The 18,683-nt window shown below is 71.4% G+C and carries 17 protein-coding genes; 8 read left to right on the top strand and 9 right to left on the bottom strand.

The genetic code is table 11. The features are described 5' to 3' along the window. Window positions 1–4 precede the first annotated feature (4 nt). Window positions 5–1,399 carry a class II 3-deoxy-7-phosphoheptulonate synthase gene (locus tag BJ998_RS08035; RefSeq protein ID WP_184859898.1) on the bottom strand — a complete coding sequence of 465 codons (1,395 nt, stop codon included), beginning with the start codon at window positions 1,397–1,399 and terminating at the stop codon, window positions 5–7. A gap of 92 nt (window positions 1,400–1,491) precedes the next feature. Here BJ998_RS08035 and BJ998_RS08030 point away from each other — a divergent pair, with 92 nt between their 5' ends. The 3 genes from BJ998_RS08030 to BJ998_RS08020 all read left to right on the top strand — a co-directional run bounded on the left by BJ998_RS08030 (window position 1,492) and on the right by BJ998_RS08020 (window position 4,960). Next, a complete protein-coding gene (locus BJ998_RS08030; protein WP_184859896.1) occupies window positions 1,492–2,520 on the top strand; it encodes a DUF2891 domain-containing protein in 1,029 nt (342 codons plus the stop codon). Between the two features lie 74 nt (window positions 2,521–2,594). Continuing rightward, on the top strand, window positions 2,595–3,485 hold the full coding sequence (locus BJ998_RS08025) for a 1-phosphofructokinase family hexose kinase (protein WP_184859893.1): 891 nt from the start codon (window positions 2,595–2,597) through the stop codon (window positions 3,483–3,485). Between the two features lie 11 nt (window positions 3,486–3,496). Beyond that, complete coding sequence (locus BJ998_RS08020) at window positions 3,497–4,960, top strand: FGGY-family carbohydrate kinase (protein WP_221337915.1); 1,464 nt, start codon at window positions 3,497–3,499, stop codon at window positions 4,958–4,960. A gap of 41 nt (window positions 4,961–5,001) precedes the next feature. On the opposite strand, the gene BJ998_RS08015 is transcribed toward BJ998_RS08020, so the two are convergent. Next, on the bottom strand, window positions 5,002–5,763 hold the full coding sequence (locus BJ998_RS08015; RefSeq protein WP_184859889.1) for a hypothetical protein: 762 nt from the start codon (window positions 5,761–5,763) through the stop codon (window positions 5,002–5,004). Window positions 5,764–5,874: 111 nt separating this feature from the next. Here BJ998_RS08015 and BJ998_RS08010 point away from each other — a divergent pair, with 111 nt between their 5' ends. Further along, on the top strand, window positions 5,875–7,200 hold the full coding sequence (locus BJ998_RS08010; protein ID WP_312889990.1) for a ferredoxin reductase family protein: 1,326 nt from the start codon (window positions 5,875–5,877) through the stop codon (window positions 7,198–7,200). A 16-nt stretch (window positions 7,201–7,216) separates the two neighbouring features. After that, the gene (locus BJ998_RS08005; protein ID WP_184859887.1) at window positions 7,217–7,657 is read left to right on the top strand and encodes an FMN-binding protein; all 441 of its coding nucleotides are present in this window, start codon (window positions 7,217–7,219) and stop codon (window positions 7,655–7,657) included. On the opposite strand, the gene BJ998_RS08000 is transcribed toward BJ998_RS08005, so the two are convergent. The 4 genes from BJ998_RS08000 to pknB form a co-directional block, all read right to left on the bottom strand. Continuing rightward, window positions 7,654–9,027 carry an NAD(P)/FAD-dependent oxidoreductase gene (locus tag BJ998_RS08000; RefSeq protein ID WP_184859885.1) on the bottom strand — a complete coding sequence of 458 codons (1,374 nt, stop codon included), beginning with the start codon at window positions 9,025–9,027 and terminating at the stop codon, window positions 7,654–7,656. The two genes, BJ998_RS08005 and BJ998_RS08000, sit on opposite strands and share 4 nt — an antisense overlap. 18 nt (window positions 9,028–9,045) lie before the next feature. Further along, window positions 9,046–10,527 (bottom strand): SPFH domain-containing protein, encoded by a 1,482-nt coding sequence (locus tag BJ998_RS07995; protein WP_184859883.1) that lies wholly within the window; start codon window positions 10,525–10,527, stop codon window positions 9,046–9,048. Between the two features lie 272 nt (window positions 10,528–10,799). Then, on the bottom strand, window positions 10,800–11,009 hold the full coding sequence (locus BJ998_RS07990; protein ID WP_184859882.1) for an NfeD C-terminal domain-containing protein: 210 nt from the start codon (window positions 11,007–11,009) through the stop codon (window positions 10,800–10,802). Between the two features lie 14 nt (window positions 11,010–11,023). Beyond that, window positions 11,024–13,063: a Stk1 family PASTA domain-containing Ser/Thr kinase gene (gene pknB / locus BJ998_RS07985; protein ID WP_312889989.1), complete on the bottom strand. Its 2,040-nt coding sequence runs from the start codon at window positions 13,061–13,063 to the stop codon at window positions 11,024–11,026. A gap of 92 nt (window positions 13,064–13,155) precedes the next feature. On the opposite strand from pknB, the gene BJ998_RS07980 reads away from it, so the two are divergent. Next, on the top strand, window positions 13,156–13,521 hold the full coding sequence (locus BJ998_RS07980; RefSeq protein ID WP_312889988.1) for an Rv2175c family DNA-binding protein: 366 nt from the start codon (window positions 13,156–13,158) through the stop codon (window positions 13,519–13,521). A 203-nt stretch (window positions 13,522–13,724) separates the two neighbouring features. Beyond that, a complete protein-coding gene (locus tag BJ998_RS07975) occupies window positions 13,725–14,003 on the top strand; it encodes a hypothetical protein (protein ID WP_184859877.1) in 279 nt (92 codons plus the stop codon). Between the two features lie 27 nt (window positions 14,004–14,030). On the opposite strand, the gene BJ998_RS07970 is transcribed toward BJ998_RS07975, so the two are convergent. Together BJ998_RS07970 and mptB are read right to left on the bottom strand one after the other, a co-directional pair. Beyond that, entirely contained in the window at window positions 14,031–14,894 is an 864-nt protein-coding gene (locus tag BJ998_RS07970; protein ID WP_184859875.1) for a phytoene/squalene synthase family protein, read from the bottom strand. Then, a complete protein-coding gene (mptB, locus tag BJ998_RS07965) occupies window positions 14,891–16,441 on the bottom strand; it encodes a polyprenol phosphomannose-dependent alpha 1,6 mannosyltransferase MptB (protein WP_312889987.1) in 1,551 nt (516 codons plus the stop codon). The genes BJ998_RS07970 and mptB overlap by 4 nt, the downstream gene beginning before the upstream one ends. Before the next feature lie 197 nt (window positions 16,442–16,638). Here mptB and BJ998_RS07960 point away from each other — a divergent pair, with 197 nt between their 5' ends. Further along, window positions 16,639–18,243, top strand: coding sequence for a long-chain-fatty-acid--CoA ligase (locus BJ998_RS07960; RefSeq protein WP_184859871.1), 1,605 nt, complete (start codon window positions 16,639–16,641; stop codon window positions 18,241–18,243). Here BJ998_RS07960 and BJ998_RS07955 read toward each other — a convergent pair. Continuing rightward, window positions 18,221–18,667, bottom strand: a complete 447-nt coding sequence (locus tag BJ998_RS07955; RefSeq protein WP_184859869.1) for a MarR family winged helix-turn-helix transcriptional regulator — start codon at window positions 18,665–18,667, stop codon at window positions 18,221–18,223. The genes BJ998_RS07960 and BJ998_RS07955 overlap by 23 nt on opposite strands. Window positions 18,668–18,683: the final 16 nt, after the last annotated feature.

Raw genomic sequence — 18,683 nt, 5'->3', positions numbered from 1 at the left:
GCTGTCACTGCCTGAGCATCTCGGCGACGAGGAACGCCAGCTCCAGCGACTGCTGCGTGTTCAGCCGCGGGTCGCAGGCGGTCTCGTAGCGGCCGGCCAGGTCGTCGTCGGAGATCTCCTGCGCGCCGCCCAGGCACTCGGTGACGTCCTCGCCGGTCAGCTCGATGTGGATGCCGCCGGGGTGCGTGCCGAGCTGGCGGTGCACCTCGAAGAAGCCCTGCACCTCGTCGACGATGCGGTCGAAGTGGCGGGTCTTGTAGCCGGTGGTCGACTCGTGGGTGTTGCCGTGCATCGGGTCGCACTGCCAGACCACCAGGTGGCCGGACGCGGTGACCTTCTCCACGATGGCCGGCAGCACGTCGCGGACCTTGTGGTTGCCCATCCGGGAGATCAGCGTCAGCCGGCCGGGCGTGTTGTTCGGGTCCAGCCGCTCCACGTACTCGACGGCCATCTCCGGCGTGGTGGTCGGGCCGATCTTCAGGCCGATCGGGTTGGCGATCAGCTCCGCGAACGCCAGGTGCGCGCCGTCGAGCTGGCGGGTGCGGTCGCCGACCCACAGGAAGTGCGAGGACAGGTCGTACAGCTTGGTGTGCTCGCCCTGGTTGTCCAGGTCCAGCCGCAGCATCGCCCGCTCGTAGTCCAGCAGCAGGGCCTCGTGGCTGGCGAAGATCTCCACGGTGTGCAGGGACGTGTCCGTCACGCCGCAGGCGCTCATGAAGCGCAGGCCGCGGTCGATCTCGTTGGCCAGCGCCTCGTAGCGCTCGCCGGCGCGGGAGGTGCGGACGAAGTCCTTGTTCCAGTCGTGGACCTTGGTCAGGTCGGCCATGCCGGTCGCGGTGGACGCGCGCAGCAGGTTCATCGCGGCGCTGGCGTTGGCGTAGGCGCGGATCATGCGCGACGGGTCCGGCACGCGTGCCTCGGGCGTCGCGACCAGGGAGTTCACGATGTCGCCGCGGTAGACCGGCAGGCCGAGGGAGTCCAGGGCCTGCGAGCGCGGCTTGGCGTACTGGCCGGCGATCCGGGCGACCTTGACCACCGGCAGGCTCGCGCCGTAGGTGAGGACCACGGCCATCTGCAGCAGTGTTCGGACGTTGGCGCGGATGTGCGGCTCGGTGTTGCTGGCGAATGTCTCCGCGCAGTCGCCGCCCTGGAGCAGGAAGGCCTCGCCGCGGGCCACCTCGGCCAGCCGGGAGCGCAGCAGGTCGACCTCGGCGGGCACGGTGATCGGCGGCACGCTCTCCAGCACGGTGCGGGCCATCTTGGTCTGTTCGGCGTCGGGCCACTCGGGCTGCTGGGCGGCCGGCCGGGCCAGCGCGTCGTCCAGCTTCCGGCGCAGCGTCGGGGGCAGCGGGGGCAGCTCGGGCAGCGTGTCCACCGGGACGTCCACGGTCCAGTTCACGGGCTCCAGGGTAAGGGGTGACTCCGGTTGATCGGTCGCGATGCGGCGTTCTTGGTGTCATTGGGCCCGCCGTCGTCGGGGAGGATGTGGCGATGACCTCGACACCCGTCTCGGGCCTGAGCACCCACGACGCGCTCGCCCTGCTTCGGACCGCCGTCGACAACGTGCGGCGTGACCATCCGGTGCACTGGACCCACGTGATCTCCAGTGACGAGGAGCTCGTGCCGCAGCGGGTTCGGCATCCCGCGTTCGCCGGCTCGTTCGACTGGCATTCATGCGTGCACCAGACCTGGCTGATCGTGCGGTTACGGCGCCTGCTGCCGTCGCTGCCCATCGACGGCGGCGCCGTTCTGGACGATCTTCTGACGCCGGAGAACTGCCAGGTCGAGGCCGATTTCTTCGCATCGGAGACCGGGCGGCACTGGGAGCGCCCCTACGGCTGGGCGTGGCTGCTCACCCTCGACGCCGAGCTCCGCCTGGCCGACTTCCCCTGGGCCGCCGCCCTGCGCCCCCTGGCCGTCGTGCTGCGTCGGCGCTGGCTGGAGTGGATCACCGCTTGCCGCCTGCCGCTGCGCGTCGGCACCCACCTGAACACCGCTTACGCCGCGGGGATGGTGCTGGACGCCGCCAGGGCCGTCGGCGACGAGGAGCTGGCCGCCAGCTGCGTCGACGCCGCCAATCGCTGGTACGGCTCCGACGTCGCCTACGGCGCCTACGAGCCGGATGCGTACGACTTCCTGTCGCCGGCGTTGATCGAGGCCGACCTCATGCGTCGGGTGCTGCCGGCGGCGGAGTTCGCCTCCTGGTTCTCGGCGTTCCTGCCCGACCTCGACGCCCCTCGCTGGGCCTCGCTGCGGGAGCCCGTCGTCGTCGACGACCCCACCGACGCGTACCAGTCCCACCTCGCCGGCCTGGCGCTGAGCCGCAGCTGGTGCTGGCGGAACCTGGCCCCGGCGCTGCCGGCCCGGTTCGCCGACCTGGCCGTTGCCGCCGCCGACCGGCACCGCACCGCCGGCTGGAGCTACGTGTTCGGCAACGGCTACGGCGCCGACCACTGGCTGGGCACCTTCGCCGCGTACCTGGACCTCGGCGCCCTTGACTCCGGACCGAAGCGGGACTAGCCGGCCGCCGCCACCGTGTCCGGGCCGCCACCCGGGCCACCCGCCCCCGCTCCCGCCACCCACGAGGTGCCCGCGTGATCGTCACCCTCACTCCCAATCCCGCCATCGACCGCACCCTCGCCATCGCCTCCCTCGTCCGCGGCGAGGTGCACCGCGCCGCGGCCCCGGTGGTCGAGCCGAGCGGGAAGGGGGTGAACGTGGCGAAGGCGCTCCTGGTGAACGGTCACGCAGCGAAGGCGGTCTTGCCGGCGGACGGGCAACTGGCGGCGTTGCTGGCGGCGGCGGGTGTGCCGTGCGAGGTGGCGAGGATCGCCGGGGCGGTGCGGACGAACGTGAGCCTGCTGGAACCCGACGGCACCGTGACGAAGGTGAACGAGCCGGGGCCGGAACTGTCCGATGAGGACCGCCGGAGGCTGCTGGAGATGGCGTTGGCAGCGGAGGGGGAGCTGATCGCGGCGAGTGGGAGCCTGCCGCCGGGGATGCCGAGCGACTTCTACGCGGAGCTGGTGGAGAGGTCGGCGCGGCCGGTGGCGGTGGACACCTCGGGGGCGGCGCTGAAGGCGGTGGCGGGAGCGGGGCCCTGGCTGGTGAAACCCAATCTGGACGAGCTGAGCGAGCTCGTGGGACAACGGCCGCAAACGCTTGCGGAGGTCGTCGAGGCGGCGGACGCGGTGCGGTGTGCAGGAGCGAGGGCGGTGCTGGTGAGCCTGGGTGGCGACGGGGCGGTGTTGGTCGACGAACGAGGCGCCACGCACGGGGAGGTCGTCGTGGATCGTCCACGAAACACGGTCGGCGCGGGCGACGCCTTGCTGGCGGGGTTCCTCGCGGACGGACTGGAAGAGGCGCTGGCGTATGCGGCGGCGGCAGTCGGGCACATGGGCACGCACACGCCGGCGGTGACGGCGAAGGACCGCGCGGCGGTCCGGATTCACGACGCCATCGACGGCCACCGGCGACTGAGCTGAAGGAGGACTTGGTGCGCACAGCGGGCTACTTGCTCGGGGTCGACGCCGGTCAGACCGCGACCAAGGCCGTCCTGTTCGACCTCACCGGACGACCCGTGGCGGTCGGCTCAACCCGTTGTCCCACGGTGAATCCCCATCCGCGCTGGGTGGAGCGCGACATGGACCACGTGTGGACGGCTGCCGCCGACGCGATCCGACAGTGCACGGTGGAGGCTCCCGGGCCGATCCTGGCAGTCGGCGTGGTCGGCCACAACGACGGCATTTACGCCGTCGACGCCGCCGGACGGCCGGTGCGGCCGGGGATCACGGCGATGGATTCCCGTGCGTACGAAGAGGTCGACCGCTGGCGGCCGGTGTTCGACGAGCTGCTGGCGCTGACCGGGCTGGTGCCGTTCGAGGGAGCACCGGCGGCGCTGGCGGCGCACCTGCTGCGCCACGAGCCGGCCGTGATGGAGTCGGCGCGCTGGCTGCTGTTCTGCAAGGACTGGCTGCGGCTCAGGCTGACGGGCGAGATCGCCACCGACCGTACCGAGGCCTGCGCCTCGTTCTGCGATGTACGGACGGGGGAGTACAGCGACCGTGCGCTGGAGTTGTTGGGGCTCAGCGGATTGCGGGACAAGCTGCCGCCGATTCGGGACTGCGCCGAGGTCGTCGGCACCGTCACGGCCGAGGCCGCCGAGCGGACCGGGCTGGCCGTCGGAACGCCGGTTGTCGTCGGGGCGCACGACGTCGACGGCGCCGCGATCGGTGACGGCGTCCTGCATGCCGGCCAGCTCTCCCTGATGGCCGGCACGTTCAGCGTCAACCAGGTGATCTCCGACTCCGTGTCGACGGACACACGTTGGCAGGCAAGGGGATTCCTGACTTCGAACCGGTGGCTGAACATGTCCACCTCGCCCGCGTCCGCGACCAACCTGGACTGGCTGCTGCGCACCGTCACCGGCCCGATCCCGCACGACGACATCGACGCCGAAATCCTCGCCGTGGCGGGAGATCCGTCCGATGTGATCTTCCATCCGTTCCTCTACGGCTCCCCGCACGGCCCCGGCGCCTCGGCGTCGTTCCTCGGCATGCGCGGCTGGCACTCCCGCGGGCACCTGCTGCGCGCTCTGTACGAGGGCGTCGTGTGCAACCACCGGACCCATGTCGAGGCGCTGCGGGAGGCTTTCCCGATGGGTTCCGTGGCCAGGCTTTCCGGCGGCGGTTCGCGGAGTTCCGTGTGGCCGCGGATGTTCGCCGACGGGCTCGGCGTCGACATCGAGATCACCGACACCACCGAGGCCGGCGCCCGTGGCGCCGCCGTCCTCGGCGGCATCGGCGTCGGCGTGTGGCCCGACCTCAAGGCGGCCGTCGCCGACACCGTCCGGGTCGACCGGCAGTTCGCCAAGGATCCCGCTGGTGTGCAACGGTTCGACGAGGTCTACGGCAGGTACCTGGCGTCCGTGCGCGCACTGGGCGAAGATCATCGGAGCTGAGCACCCCCCGACTTCCAGCCAACCACACGAAGCCGGCAGGGTCAGTGGGGCGGGGTGACGCCGTCGCGGGCGAGGGCCTCGTCCGGCTCGCAGGCGAGCTCGCCCGGCCGAAGCTCCGCGTGAGATGGTTGCCACACAAGGACTTTGCCTCCTTGCCGGAGGCCTAGCACACATTGGTAGCCGGCGTAGTAGTCGCCGCCGCGGATGGCGACGGCGATGTCGGGGCCGTGCACGGTGGAGAGGACCCGCGGGGCCACGCCGGCGAGCTTGGTGACGGGGTCGACCGGAGGGGCGGGCAGGCCCGCCGCCAAGGCGGCCTGCACCTGGGCATCGGCGGGGGACGGCGGCAGCGCGGCGAGGACGGACCGCAGGGCATCGGCGTCGCCGGCGGGAATGTTCGTGCTGGGCACGGGAGGCGGCTTGATCGGGGCGGTGGCCGGGCAGTCGACGACCTCGGGACCGTTGAGCGTCCCGAAGCGGTTGAGGTCGAAGCCGTAGCAGACGGGATGCCAGGTCGGGTGGCTCCGGTAGAAGGAGTCGTTCTCGTACGTGGCGTACTGCAGCCGGATGACGAGATGCGCCCGCGGATCGGTCGGCCCGGACGCCTTGAGGTCGGTGGCCTCGAGCACGGCGAGCCCCGGCTGGGCGGCCATGGCGGCACGGGCGTAGCCCATGGCGTCGGGCTCGAGGTGGGAGCCGAGGGCACCGGCGACGGACCGTGCCTGCCGATCGCTCAGGTCGTCGCCGGCGCCGCAGGCCGACAGCAGCACGACAGACACCACCAGCACAGGGAGCATCCGCATGTCGCCGACGGTAGCCACGCTGGGACTGCGAGCGCATGAGTAGTTCCACGCACAGCTGATGGACAGCTTCCCCCGAGAGAGCTCTGACCTGGGGCGGTGAGACTCAGATCCGTGACAGCGATTTCGACCGCCGCTCCGGCGAGGGGGCTGACCACGGCCCAGTGGCTGCTGGCCCTGGTCGGCCTGAACGCGATGTGGGTGACGGACCTCCTGGTCATGGACGGCGGCCTGAGCGACAACCTGCTGACGGTGCTGGGCCGGGCGACGGGGCTGTACGGGGCGTTGCTGCTGGTGTTCCAGCTGTTCCTGATCGCCCGGGTGCCGTGGCTGGAACGGGGCCTGGGCATGGACCAGCTGACCCGCTGGCACCGCTGGACGGGCTTCTGGGTGCTGTGGCTGCTGCTGGCCCACGTCGTGTTCATCACACTGGGCTACGCCGCGAGCGACGGCAGCCCGGTCGTGACGGAGCTGGGAACGCTGGTCTTCGACACGGGCGACGTGCTCAAGGCGACGGTGGCGATGATCCTGCTCGTCGTGGTCGCGGTGACCTCGGCCCGCGCGGCCCGCAGGAAGATGCGGTACGAGACATGGCACTTCGTGCACCTGTACGCCTACCTGGCGGTGATCCTCGGTTTCCTGCACCAGGTGACGACGGGCCGGGACTTCGTCGGGTCGCCGGTCGCGACGGCCTACTGGTGGACGCTCTACGGCGGTGCGCTGACGGCGATCCTGGCGGCGAGGGTGCTGCTTCCGTTGTGGCGCAACGCCCGTCACCAACTCCGGGTGCACCGGGTGGTGGCGGAATCGCCGAGTGTGGTGTCGGTGTACATCACGGGCAAGCGGCTCCACGAGCTGCCGGCCAGGGCGGGGCAGTTCTTCCTCTGGCGGTTCCTCACCAAGGACCGTTGGTGGGAGGCGCATCCGTACTCGCTGTCGGCGATGCCGAACACCTGCGGCCTGCGGATCACGGTGAAGGCGCTCGGCGACGGCAGCGCCTGGCTGCGCACACTGAAGCCCGGCACCAGAGTCTTCGCCGAGGGCCCGTACGGAGCGTTCACGTCGAACAAATGCGGCCGAAGAGGCGCGCTGCTGATCGGCGGCGGCGTCGGCATCACGCCGATCCGTGCGCTGATGGAGGAACTGCGCGGAGACGTCGTCGCCGTGTACCGGGCAAACCAGTGGGAGGACACGGTTCTCGCGAACGAACTCCGTCACCTGGCCCAGCGCATGGGCGCACGGCTGCACATGGTGGTCGGTCCCGTCGACGACAAGCTGCTCAGCGCCGCGCACCTGGCCGAGCTCGTGCCGGACGTCCGGGAACGGGACGTGTTCGTCTGCGGCCCACCGGGGATGACCGACGCGGTCCTGACCACGTTGCGGGCCCTGGCCGTGCCCGCTGAGCAATGCCACGCCGAGCGCTTCGCGTTCGCCGCCTAGGAAAGGGAAACCGAGAATGCGCCGAGCCGTCATCGCCCTGGTGCTCACCGCCGCCGGCCTGGTGCCGCTGCTGCGGTACCACCCGAGCACGGCCACGACTGCCAGCGCCGCTAGCGCACAAGGCACCGCTAGAACGGGCACTACCACACCGAGCGCCGGCAGCCCGCCGAGCACGGCCGCGAACGGCACGAGAACCGTCACCGGCTCCGAGGTGGAGACGGAGTTCGGCCCCTACCAGGTGCAGGTGACGTTCAACGGCAGCACCATCACCGACGTGCAGATGGTGGAGACGCCGTCGGACCGGCGGAGCCAGCGCATCGCCGACTCCGCCGCCCCCACGCTTCGGCAGGAGGCGCTCCAGGCCCAGAGCGCCAAGATCGACACCGTTTCCGGCGCGACCGCCACCAGCGAGGCCTACGCCCAGTCCCTCCAGGCCGCGATCGACGCCGGCAACTAGGCGAAAACTCGTTGCTCCGCCGCGGTCAGCGGCGGTTCGAGCACCGGCGGGTCGACCGGACCGAGCAGCGTCCCCAGCACTGCCTGCGGCGAGAACACACGGCCGGCCGGCGCCGTCAGCGTGTAGACGTCCATCTGCAGTGCGAACAGGTCCTGCCGCCCACGCGCGACCCGCGCCATCCGGTCGGTGTACGCGTACAGCAGCCGGGACTTCAGGTCCGGGGTCCGGCCTTCGAGCCGCTCCTGGCTCCGCGTGTCCTGCCCGACCGCCAGCTGCCACGCGTCGAGGCCGCCGCTGGTCACCGACGCCTGGATGATCCGGGCCGTGCCGGCGACCTTTCCGTGCCGGCGCAAGCCGTTGCGGATGGACAGCGCGTTGCGGGCGGCCACGGACATGCCGTGCCCGTACACGGGATTGAACGCGCTGGCGGCGTCGCCGACCACGACGAAGCCCTCCGGCCACGGCCGGATCAGGTCGTAGCGCAGCCGCCGGTTGTCGGCGGTGCGGTACCCGGCCACCGGTCCGAGCGGCAAGGCGCTGGCCATCAGGTCCGCGAGCAGAGGATGGCTCAGGTTTCGGGCGAACGTCATGAATCCGTCCTCGTCGGTCGGCGGCTCGCCGCCCGGCAGCCCGCCGAAGGTGACCATCCACTTGCCGTCCTCGATCGGCATCAGCACGCCGCCGCGCGCGTACCGGTCGGACTTCGGCTCGGACGCGATGCTGACCACCGGGAACTCCGGGTCGCTGCCCGGCGGCGCCTGGAAGGTCCGGCTGGCATAGCCGATTCCGGCCCCGAACCGCTCCTCGGTGACGGCCGGCAGCCCGAGGTCGGTCAGCCAGCTCGGCGTCGCCGAGGACCGGCCCGTGGCGTCGACCACGAAGTCGGCGGTCAGCTCGTACTCCCGCTTGGTGTCCCGGTCCCGCACCAGCGCGCCGGTCACCTTGTCCGCGCCGCCGGCCAGGCCGATCACGTCCGTGCTCTCGACGTACTCCAGCCGGCCGGTGTCCAGAGCCCGCCGCCGGACCGTCCAGTCCAGCAGCGGCCTCGAAGCCGAGACGAACGTCTGGTTGCTGGGATAGCGGCGGTTCCAGGTGCCCAGCGCGTACGAGACGAGCCGCCGCGGCACGTCGATGCGCTGCCCGCCGGCCGCCACCAGCGCGTCGATCGTGCCGGGCAGCAGATCGTCGATGGCACGGGCCCCGGTCGACATCAGGTTGTGCACGTGCCGGCCCTGCGGCACCCCCTTGCGCGGCTCGGGACCGGAGGGCATCCGGTCCCGCTCCACGATGATCACGTTGTCGCAGTGCTCGGCGAGGGCGACGGCCGCCAGCGTGCCGGCGAGACCGCCGCCCAGTACCAGTCCCTTCACGGAACCCGACGGTACCGGTTAGATCTCCGTCTTCGGCAGGGAAAGCCCGAAGTCGTCGTCGACCGACCCGTTGGTGGCGGCCTTCTCGGCCGGCTTGGCCAGCTGCATCGAGTCCATCAGCTGGCGGGCCATGCCGAAGCCGGCGCCGCCCAGCGACAGCGCCTTGGTGAACAGCTCCGTCACGCCCTCGGCGCCGTTGAGCACAACCATGTTGTCCACGTTGGAGAACGCCGACGCGCCGGCCGCCACGATGGCCGGCCAGTTCTCGGCGAGTTCCTGCGCCACAACGGCTTCCTGGTTCTCGGCCAGCGCGGCCGCCCGCGCCTGGATCGCCTCGGCCTCGGCGAGACCCTTGGCCCGCGCGGCTTCCGCCTGGGCCAGGCCCTGCGCCCGCGCCGCCGCGGCCTCGGCCTCACCGGTGGCCCTGGTGGCCGCCGCCTCCGCCTCACCGCGGGCCTTGGTGGCCTCGGCCTCGGCCTGCGCCGCCGCCTTCACCCGGGTGGCGTCCGCCGCCGCCCGCAGTTCCGTCTCCTTGGCCTGCGCCTGGGCCCGGGCGATCTGCGCGTCACGGTCGGCGTCGGCCAGCGTCCTGGTCTCGTACGCCTTGGCGTCCGCGGGCTTGCGGACCTGCGACTGCAGGCGCTGCTCGGACAGGTCGGCCTCCAGCTGGGCGGCCTTGGTCTCCTGCACGACGACCTCCTGGCGGGCGGTCGCCTCGGCCAGCGGGCCGGCCTGCTTGGTGCGGGCCGACGCCTGGTCGATCTCGGCCTGGAACGCCGACTGCTTGATCTGGCTGTCACGCCACGCGGACGCCTTGTTCGCGGCGGCGATCTGCTCCGCCTCGGTGGCCTCCTGGTCCCGCTGCGCCTCGGCGATGCGGGCCTGCGCGGCGACCGCGGCGGCGTGCGGCTTGCCCAGGTTGGCGATGTAGCCGGACGCGTCGTCGATCTCCTGGATCTGCAGCGAGTCGACGACCAGGCCCAGCTTGCTCATCTCGTTCGCGGACGAGCTGCGCACCTCGGCGGTGAGCCGCTCGCGGTCCCGGATCAGCTCCTCGACGGTCAGCGCGCCGATGATGGAGCGCAGGTGGCCGGCGAAGACGCTGTGGATCCTGGTGTCCATGGCGTTCTGCTGGTCGAGGAAGCGGCGCGCGGCGTTGGCGATGGACACGAAGTCGTCGCCCACCTTGTAGATCACCGCGCCCTGCACCCGCACCGGGATGCCCTGCTTGGTCACGCAGGACACCACGATCTCCGCCGACCGCGTGTCCAGCGACAGCCGGCGCGCGGTCTGGAAGCCGGGCATCACCAGGGTGCCCTTGCCTGTGACGATCTTGAATCCGAGGCTGTCCTCGCCGACCTGGATGCGCTTGGCGCCGAGGCCGGAGATGATCATGGCCTCGTTGGGCTCCGCCACCCGCCAGAGCACCCGCAGGATGATGAACAGCACGATCAGGGCGACGACCGCGCCGCCGACGATCACTAATACGCTCGCGTCCATCTCTTCTGACGCCCCCTCTGTCCCGTGGGGCGCGTTGGTGCGCCCCACGACCTTGTCGTGGTTGCCGACCAGACTTCCCGGCGCACCTTGGAGCTCAGACGCTATTCCTCGGTTCCCACTTAGTACATGTCACTTGACACACACTTGGGGAGAGAAACGGCCACGGCGCTTCTTGTTGCACGCCAACGGCAACAACGACGGAAACCCCTCACTCGAAAGGGTGTGCCGGAAACCGACATTCGGGGTGCCCCGGAGCGTGACTCGCCGGGGTGTCAGGGGAGCAGGGGGCGCCAGCGTTCGACGTACACGGTGCGCGGCGGCTCGAAGTCCACGACCAGCACCTGCACTCCCGGCTCGATCGTCTCCTGCGGTTCGATCGGGTGCGCGTAGAACGCCTCGACCCCGCCGCGGACGGCGATCATCACCTCCCCGACGAGCCCCGGGCCGATCCGGCCGGTGACGCGTCCCCGAGTCCCGATCATCAGGCGAGTCTAGGTCACGGGAACACGTGCACGGTGATCTTCGAGCCGGGCTTGACCCGGCTGCCCGGCGGCTGGTCCTGGGCGAAGACCCTGCCGTTCTTGCCGCCGAAGAAGCCCTGCACGTCGATGTCCAGGCCGAGCCCCTTCAGCGTGTTGCGGGCGTCCTCGGCGTTCATGTTGGTCAGGTCGGGCACCACCACGGCGTTGGAGACGATGACCGTCACCTGGTTGTTGTCGCCGCCGGGCACCGTGGAGCCGGCGCCCGGGTTGGTCCGGATCACCTTGCCGTTGTCGACCTGGTCGCTGAACTCGGCCGGCCCGTCCACCGGCTGGAAGCCGGCCTGCTGCAGCGCCTGGAACGCCTGGTCGTGCGGCATCCCGACGACCGACGGCACCTTCTTCGGCGCCGGGCCCTTGCTCAGCACGACCACCACCGCCGAGCCGACGTTCACCTGCGTGCCCGGATTCGGCAGCAGCTTGAGCACCTTGCCGGCCGGCACGTTCTCGCTGAAGTCGTCCTTGTTGGCGTCCCGCAGCGACTGCAGGCCCTGCTCGGAGAGCAGCTTGTCGGCCACCGCCGGATCGGAGCCGGGCTGCACGGTCGGCACCACCGGCTTGCCCTGCGACACGCTCAGCTCCACCGAGGAGCCGCGTCGCACCTGCTGCTGCTCGCCCGGCGACACGTCCACCACGACGCCCTTGGGCACATCGTTGCTGGGCACGTTCTTCTCGGTGAACTGCAGGTTGGCGTCCCGGATCTTCTGCTCGGCGGCCGCCGACGGCAGGCCCTTCACGGTCGGCACCTGCGCCCACTGGCCCGAGCCCAGCCACCACGCCGTGGTGGCGATCGCCGCCGCAAGCACCACGATCACCGCCATCCAGATGAAGAACGCGCGGCGGCTCTTCGTGCGCTGCTGCTGGTACCGGTCGGCCGGCGACTGGGCGCGGATCGGGGCGTGCCGCGCGGTGACGGCGTTCGCCTCGATGTCCGCTCGCGACATCGCCCTCGTGCCCATCGGACCCATCGGGTTCAGCGGCGGCGCCGGCGGCGCGACCATCGTCGGCGCCAGCGACGGCACCGGCGTGGCCGCCGTGATCGGGCTGAACTTCTCCGTCGGCGGGCCGTCGTCGCGGACCCGGATCGTCGCGTCCGGCTGCGGGCTGGCCGCCACCATCGGCACCGGCACCGTCTTGAGGCCCAGCGACATGGCCGTGCGGTGCACCTCGGCCAGCAGCGCGTCGGCGTCCAGCGGGCGCAGCGCCGGGTCGCGCCGGGTGGCCCGCAGGACCAGGTCGTCGAGGGCGGGCGGGATGCTGCCGGTGGCGGCCTCGCTCGGCGGCGGCACGTCGTCGTTCACGTGCCGGTACGCCACCGAGATCGGGTTGTCGCCGGTGTACGGCGGCACGCCCGTCAGCATCTCGTACAGCAGGATGCCGGCCGAGTAGACGTCGCTGCGCGGATCCGAGGCGCCCGTCGCCACCTGCTCGGGGGACAGGTACGCCACCGTGCCGAGAATCATGTCGTCACTGGTCGTGTTCGCGCTGGCCATGGCCCGGACCAGGCCGAAGTCGGCGACCTTGACCGCGCCGCCGCGGCCGATCAGCACGTTCTCCGGCTTCACGTCCCGGTGCACCAGGCCCGCCCGGTGCGCCGCGCCGAGCGCCGACAGCACCTGCTCCAGCACGCTCAGCGCCAGTGCCGGCTCCAGCGCCCCGCGCTCGCGCAGCAGGTCACGCAGCGTGCCGCCGTCCACGAGCTCCATCACCAGGAAGACGTGGTCACCGGTCGGCGACCGGTCCACGCCCTGGTCGTACACGCCGACGACGCCGGGGTGGTGCAGCTGGGCGGCGGTGCGGGCCTCCCGGACGAACCGGTCGATGAACGACTGGTCGTCGGAGAACCTCGGATCCATCACCTTGATGGCCACCGGCCGTTCCAGGCGGGTGTCGACACCCCGGTAGACCGTGGACATCCCGCCGCGCGCCAGCAGGGTGTTGACCCGGTACCGCTGCTCCAGCAGCCCCCCGATCAGGTTCGCGCTCTGGGTTCCCACGGCACACGATGGTAGGGGAGTCCCCCGACGGTATCTGTGAAGGAGGCGAATCGGACTCGGCAGCGAGGCCCGGGCTGTGGCATCGTGACCGCGTGAGTGCCATCCCCGTCGCTGCCGACGTGCTCAGCCCCGACCTGGAAGTCCTGCCCCTGCCCGACGTCGCCGAGCGGCTCGGCGTGCCCGTGACGAGGGTGCACCAGATGCTGCGCGACGGCCAGCTGCTCGCCTGCCGCCGGGACGGGATCCTGATCGTCCCGGCCCTGTTCCTGGCCGGCGACACCGTCGTGAAGGGCCTGTCCGGCACCATCACCGTGCTCAAGGACTCCGGCTACGCCGAGGACGAGATCCTCACCTGGCTGTTCACCGCCGACGACACCCTGCCCGGCACACCCATCGAGGCGCTGCGCGGCGACCGCGGCCGCGAGGTCAAACGCCGCGCCCAGGCCAGCGCCTTCTGAGCTCAATACCACCCCCAGTCCGATCTGGCAAGGTTTTGTTGTTCGGAAAGGACCATTCCTCAACTCCGAGTTGAGGAATGGTCCTTTCCGAACATCAGGGGCCACTTCTGGGTGAGTGGGGTCGCTCGAAGGGGTTGGCGGGCTTGAAGCGGGGGGCGGTGCGGCGGTGGGGTGGCCGGCACACCCCCTCCGAGAGGATCCCCATGTCACGGATGGCCCGTACCGCCGGCATCGCCGTCGCCCTGCTGGCCGGGACGGCGGCGCCGCTGCTGACCGCGGCGCCGGCGCAGGCGGCGGCCCAGGACTGCCTCCAGTACCTGGTCGACCACCACGACCCGATGAACCAGCAGGTGGTCACCGGCTGCGCGTTCGGCGCGGTGCTGGCGAAGGCGACCTGCGTCAACCAGATGACCACGAACGGCGTGCCGGCGGCGGACGCCAAGCAGGCCTGCAAGCTGGCCGGCGAGCACGACCAGAACTAACCGGCCAGAACAACCAGCCGGCCGGAACTAACGGGCGAGGAAAGCGCGGACCAGCCCCGGCAGCGCCACGGCGAGCCGGCGGCTGGTCGGCACGACGGCCCGCCGGCCGAAGACGTCGTAGTCCCGGGCGGCGAGCTCGTCGAGGATGCCCTGGTACAGGGTGAAGGCCACGGACACGCACGGCCGCGACTCGGGGGCCAGCAGCGGGATGCCGAGAGCGGCGTAGCGGTAGACGGCCCGCGTGCGGGCGGCCAGGTGGGCCAGGGCGGCCCGAACGCGGCGGTCCCCACGCCCCGACGCCCGGCACCACTCCAGCAGCGCCCGGTCGACGCCGAAGGCGGCCAGCTCGTCGGCGGGCAGGTAGACGCGCCCGCGGTCGAGGTCCTCGGCGACGTCCCGCAGGAAGTTCGTCAGCTGGAACGCCTCGCCCAGGGCGGCGGCGTACGGCTCGGCGCCGGAGGCACAGGTCCCGAGGACGGGCAGCATCTGCAGCCCGATGACCTCGGCGGAGCCCCGCATGTACGTCCGCAGCTCCGCGTACGAGGCGTACTCGGACTGGTGCAGGTCCATCCGCATCGAGGCGAGGAACTCGGCGAACAGGGCGTGCTCGATGTCGTACCGGCCGACGGTGTCGGCCAGCGCGGCCAGCACGGGATGCTCGAAGGAGGACCCCGTCAGCGCCGCCTTCAGCTGCCGTTCCAACGAGTCCAGCTCGGTCGCCGGCGACGAGCCGGGGTTGTCCACGACCTCGTCGGCGAGCCGGGCGAAGCCGTACAGGGCGTGCACGGCGGGCCGCCGGTCGGCGGGCAGCAGCAGGGTGGCCAGGTAGAACGTCTTGCCGTGGTGCGCGTTGAGCCGGCGGCACCGGGCGTACGCGGCCTCCAGGCTCACGGGTGATGCCTCAGCGCCTTCTCCGGGGCGTCGGAGATGGTCCGCAGCGACAGCTTGAGCGGATCGGGCTTGAGCAGCGACACGGCGGCCAGCACGGACACGCCGAGGATGACGAACAGGTAGCCCCAGTCGTACAGGGCGGTGCCGCCGGACGGATAGGTGATCAGCAGCAGCCACACGGAGCCGCACGCGGCCAGCGTCAACCCGGCGGTGCCCCACGCGAAGCCGGCGCCCAGCACGAGCGCCCAGCTGAAGTACCAGGGCAGTGTCACGGGGGCCAGCAGGGCGAAGGCGGCCATGCAGACCGCGGCCCGCCGGATGGCGTCGTTGCCGCCCTCCCGGGCCAGCCACCACTGCTTGACCAGGATGTACAGCAGCAGAAGCGTGCCGAGGGTGCGGGCGACGGTGACGAACGGCTGCACGTCGCCGAGGCCGACGAACCAGCTCAGCACGGTGTAGCAGGCCTGCCCGATGCCGGACGGCAGCGACAGCCAGTTGATCACGATGGACGATCCGCCGAGCGCCGGGATCCAGCCCAGATCCACGCCCGCGGCCAGCGTGCACAGCACGAACACGCCGCCGAAAACCCCGATCGCCGCCGACGCGGCCCGGACGAACCGGTAGCTGCGGGTGCCCAGCGGGATGTGCCGCATCCACACCCAGATCAGGAACGGCAGCGCGATGACGGCGGTGGCCTTCACCGAGAACGCCAGCGCGAGCAGCGCCACGCCGGCGACGTGCTTGCGGTCAAGCACGAACACCACGCCGACGGCCATCAGGCCGATCATCAGCATGTCGTTGTGGGCGCCGCCGATCAGGTGCACCACCAGCAGCGGGTTGGCGCCGACCAGCCACAGCGCGACCGAGGAGTTGCCGCCGAGCTTGGCGCACAGCCGCGGCAGCGCCCACCACAGCATGGCGAAGCCGATGGCCAGCACCAGCCGCATGGCGATGACGCCGCTGATGAGGCTGGTCAGGCCGTCGCCGGTGACGGCGACGATGCCCTTGGCCAGCAGCACGAACAGCGGCCCGTACGGCGACGGCGTGTTCTGCCAGACGATGCTGACGTTGTCCGACAGGGCGCTGGGCAGCGCGGACGGGCCGACGCCGTACGGGTCGAGGCCGTGCAGCGCCAGGTCGCCCTGCGCGAGGTAGCTGTAGACGTCCTTGCTGAACAGCGGCGGCGCGATCAGCAGCGGCGCGATCCACATGACGATGACCCGGATCATGTACGCGTGGTTCACGCGGCCGGCCCGGGCGTGCCGGCCGAGCCGGATCCACGCCCAGATCGACAGGCCCAGGCCCACGTACAGGATCCAGGTGGCCAGCATCATGCCGTGCCCGTAGCGGATCCAGTTGAACGCGCCGTTGGCCAGCAGCGGGTCGTGGATCAGGGTGGCGCCCGCGCCCATGCCGCCGCCGGCGATCAGCACCATGCCGGCCAGGCCGAGCAGCGCCGTTCGGATCGGGAACGGCCACACGCGCGCGGGTTCGGGCGGCGGCTCGACCGTCACCAGGGGCGTCAGCCGCGTAGGGCCGAGCGGCACCGGTGCAGGGTCGGCGCTGGAGCGTGGGATGGAAGGCGTCGCGGGCATCGCGCCGTCCATCGTCCCACAACCCGCGGCGGGCCGACGCGCAGCGGCCCCGACGTCACAGGGAGTTCACCGGTCGGACCTTCTCGAATATCAGGTAACCTGATATTGTTCGGATCGCAGGCCACCTGACACCGGTCCGGAGGACAGCCGTGAAGTCGTTGATGCAGGACGTCCCGCTGACGCTCGACGTGGTGCTGCACCGCTGCCGCGAGACCGGGGCGAACGTCGAAGTGGTGTCGGTGACGCCGGCCGGACCGGTGCGCACGACCTGGGGTGAGATCGGCCGCCGGGCCACCGCTCTGGCCGGTGTGCTGGACGGGCTCGGCGTGGCGCCGGGCGGACGGGTGGCGACCTTCGCCTGGAACACACACCGGCATGTGGAGCTGTTCCTGGGCGTGCCCTGCGCGGGCCGTGTCGTGCACGGCGTGAACGTCCGGCTGACCGACGACGAGATCCTCTACCAGCTGCGCAACGCCCGGGACGAGGTGCTGTTCGTCGACGCCTCGCTGACGGACCGGGTGGCCGCGTTCGCGGACCGGCTACCGGTCGAACAGGTTGTCGTCCTCGACGACGGCGCACCGGTCAATCCGGCGTTCGCCGACTCGCGACGTTACGAGGACCTCGTTCAAGCGGCCCCGGACGTGGAGCCGGTCGCGACCGCGGCGCCCGACGACGCCGCCTGGATCTGCTACACGAGCGGCACGACCGGCCTGCCCAAGGGTGTGGTGTCCTCACATCTGGCGTGCCTGTTCCACTCCATGTCGTCCATGACCGTCGATTCGCACGCGGTGTCCCGAGAGGACGTCCTGCTCGCGGTCACGCCGCTGTTCCACGTCAACGCCTGGGGCCTGACCTATACGACGGCGCTGGCCAACGCCAAGCTCGTGCTGCCCGGCCGGGACGCGAGCGGCGGCGCGCTGGCCGCGTTGATCGAGGCGGAGCGGGTGACGGTCGCCGCGGCCGTGCCGACGGTGTGGGTCGACCTGCTCGGCCCCGCCTCCGAGCCGTACGACCTGTCCTCGATGCGCCGCGTGCTGTGCGGCGGCGCGCCCGCGACCCGGTCCCTGCTGGACGAGGTGGCCCGCCGTGGCCTGGTGTTCCACAAGGGCTGGGGCATGACGGAGATGCTGCCCAGCGGCACCATGCAGGTGCAGCCGCCGGAGTTGGACCTGGACAGCCCGGCCGGCGCGCTGACCCGGGTCGGCAAGCCGTCGGCCGGCGTGCGGGTGCGGCTGGTCGGCCCGGACGGCGAGGTGCTGCCGTGGGACGGCAGGACCACCGGCGAGCTGGAGACCAGCGGCCCGTGGGTGATCAAGGCCTACCTCGACCCGGACGACGACAGCAACGACAGCCGGTTCCACGACGGCTGGCTGCGCACCGGGGACCTCGCGGTGATCCATCCGGACGCCACCGTGGAGATCGTCGACCGGGTCAAGGACGTGATCAAGTCCGGCGGCGAGTGGATCAGCTCGCTGGCCCTCGAACAGGCGCTGGCCGCCCACCCGGGCGTCGCCCAGTGCGCGGTCGTGGCCGTGCCGCACGACAAGTGGGGCGAACGCCCGGCCGCGGCCGTGGTGGCGGCCGACGGCACCTCGCCGTGCGCCGACGACCTGGCCGAGTTCCTGGCCGAGCGGGTGCCGCGGTGGTGGCTGCCGGAGCGGATCGTGGTGCTGGACGAGCTGCCGCTGACCACCGTCGGCAAGTACGACAAGAAGGCGCTGCGGGCCCGGCTCAGTTCTCCGAGCCGGAGCTGAGCATGCGCACGCAGCTGCGCAGCAGCACCGGCAGCCGGTCGCGGTCGCCGGCGGACAGCTCGGTGAGCATGCGCGCCTCGATCTCGTTGATCAGGGGCTCGCACTTCTCCAGCACGGCCTCGCCGGCCGGGGTGAGCTCGGTGCGCATGATCCGGCCGTGCGCCGGGTCGGCCTCGCGGCGGATCAGCCCGGCCTTGGTCAGCGCCGCGATCACCTCGCTCATCGACTGCGGCGTGGTCATCGCGCGCCGGGCCAGCTGCGCGTTGGACAGACCGGTCTGCCGCTGCAGCACGGACAGCGTCGTGTACTGCGGCACGGTCAGGCCGTGCGGGCGCACGGCGTCCTCGATGAGCAGCCGCAGGGCACGGTCCAGCCGGCCGACGAGATAGCTCAGCCGCGGTTCCGGCGCTTGCTGGGAAAGCACGGACAAGACGTTACCT

It is taken from the genome of Kutzneria kofuensis, from assembly GCF_014203355.1.
Classification (GTDB): domain Bacteria; phylum Actinomycetota; class Actinomycetes; order Mycobacteriales; family Pseudonocardiaceae; genus Kutzneria; species Kutzneria kofuensis.
This window is presented reverse-complemented; position numbering and strand designations above follow the sequence as displayed.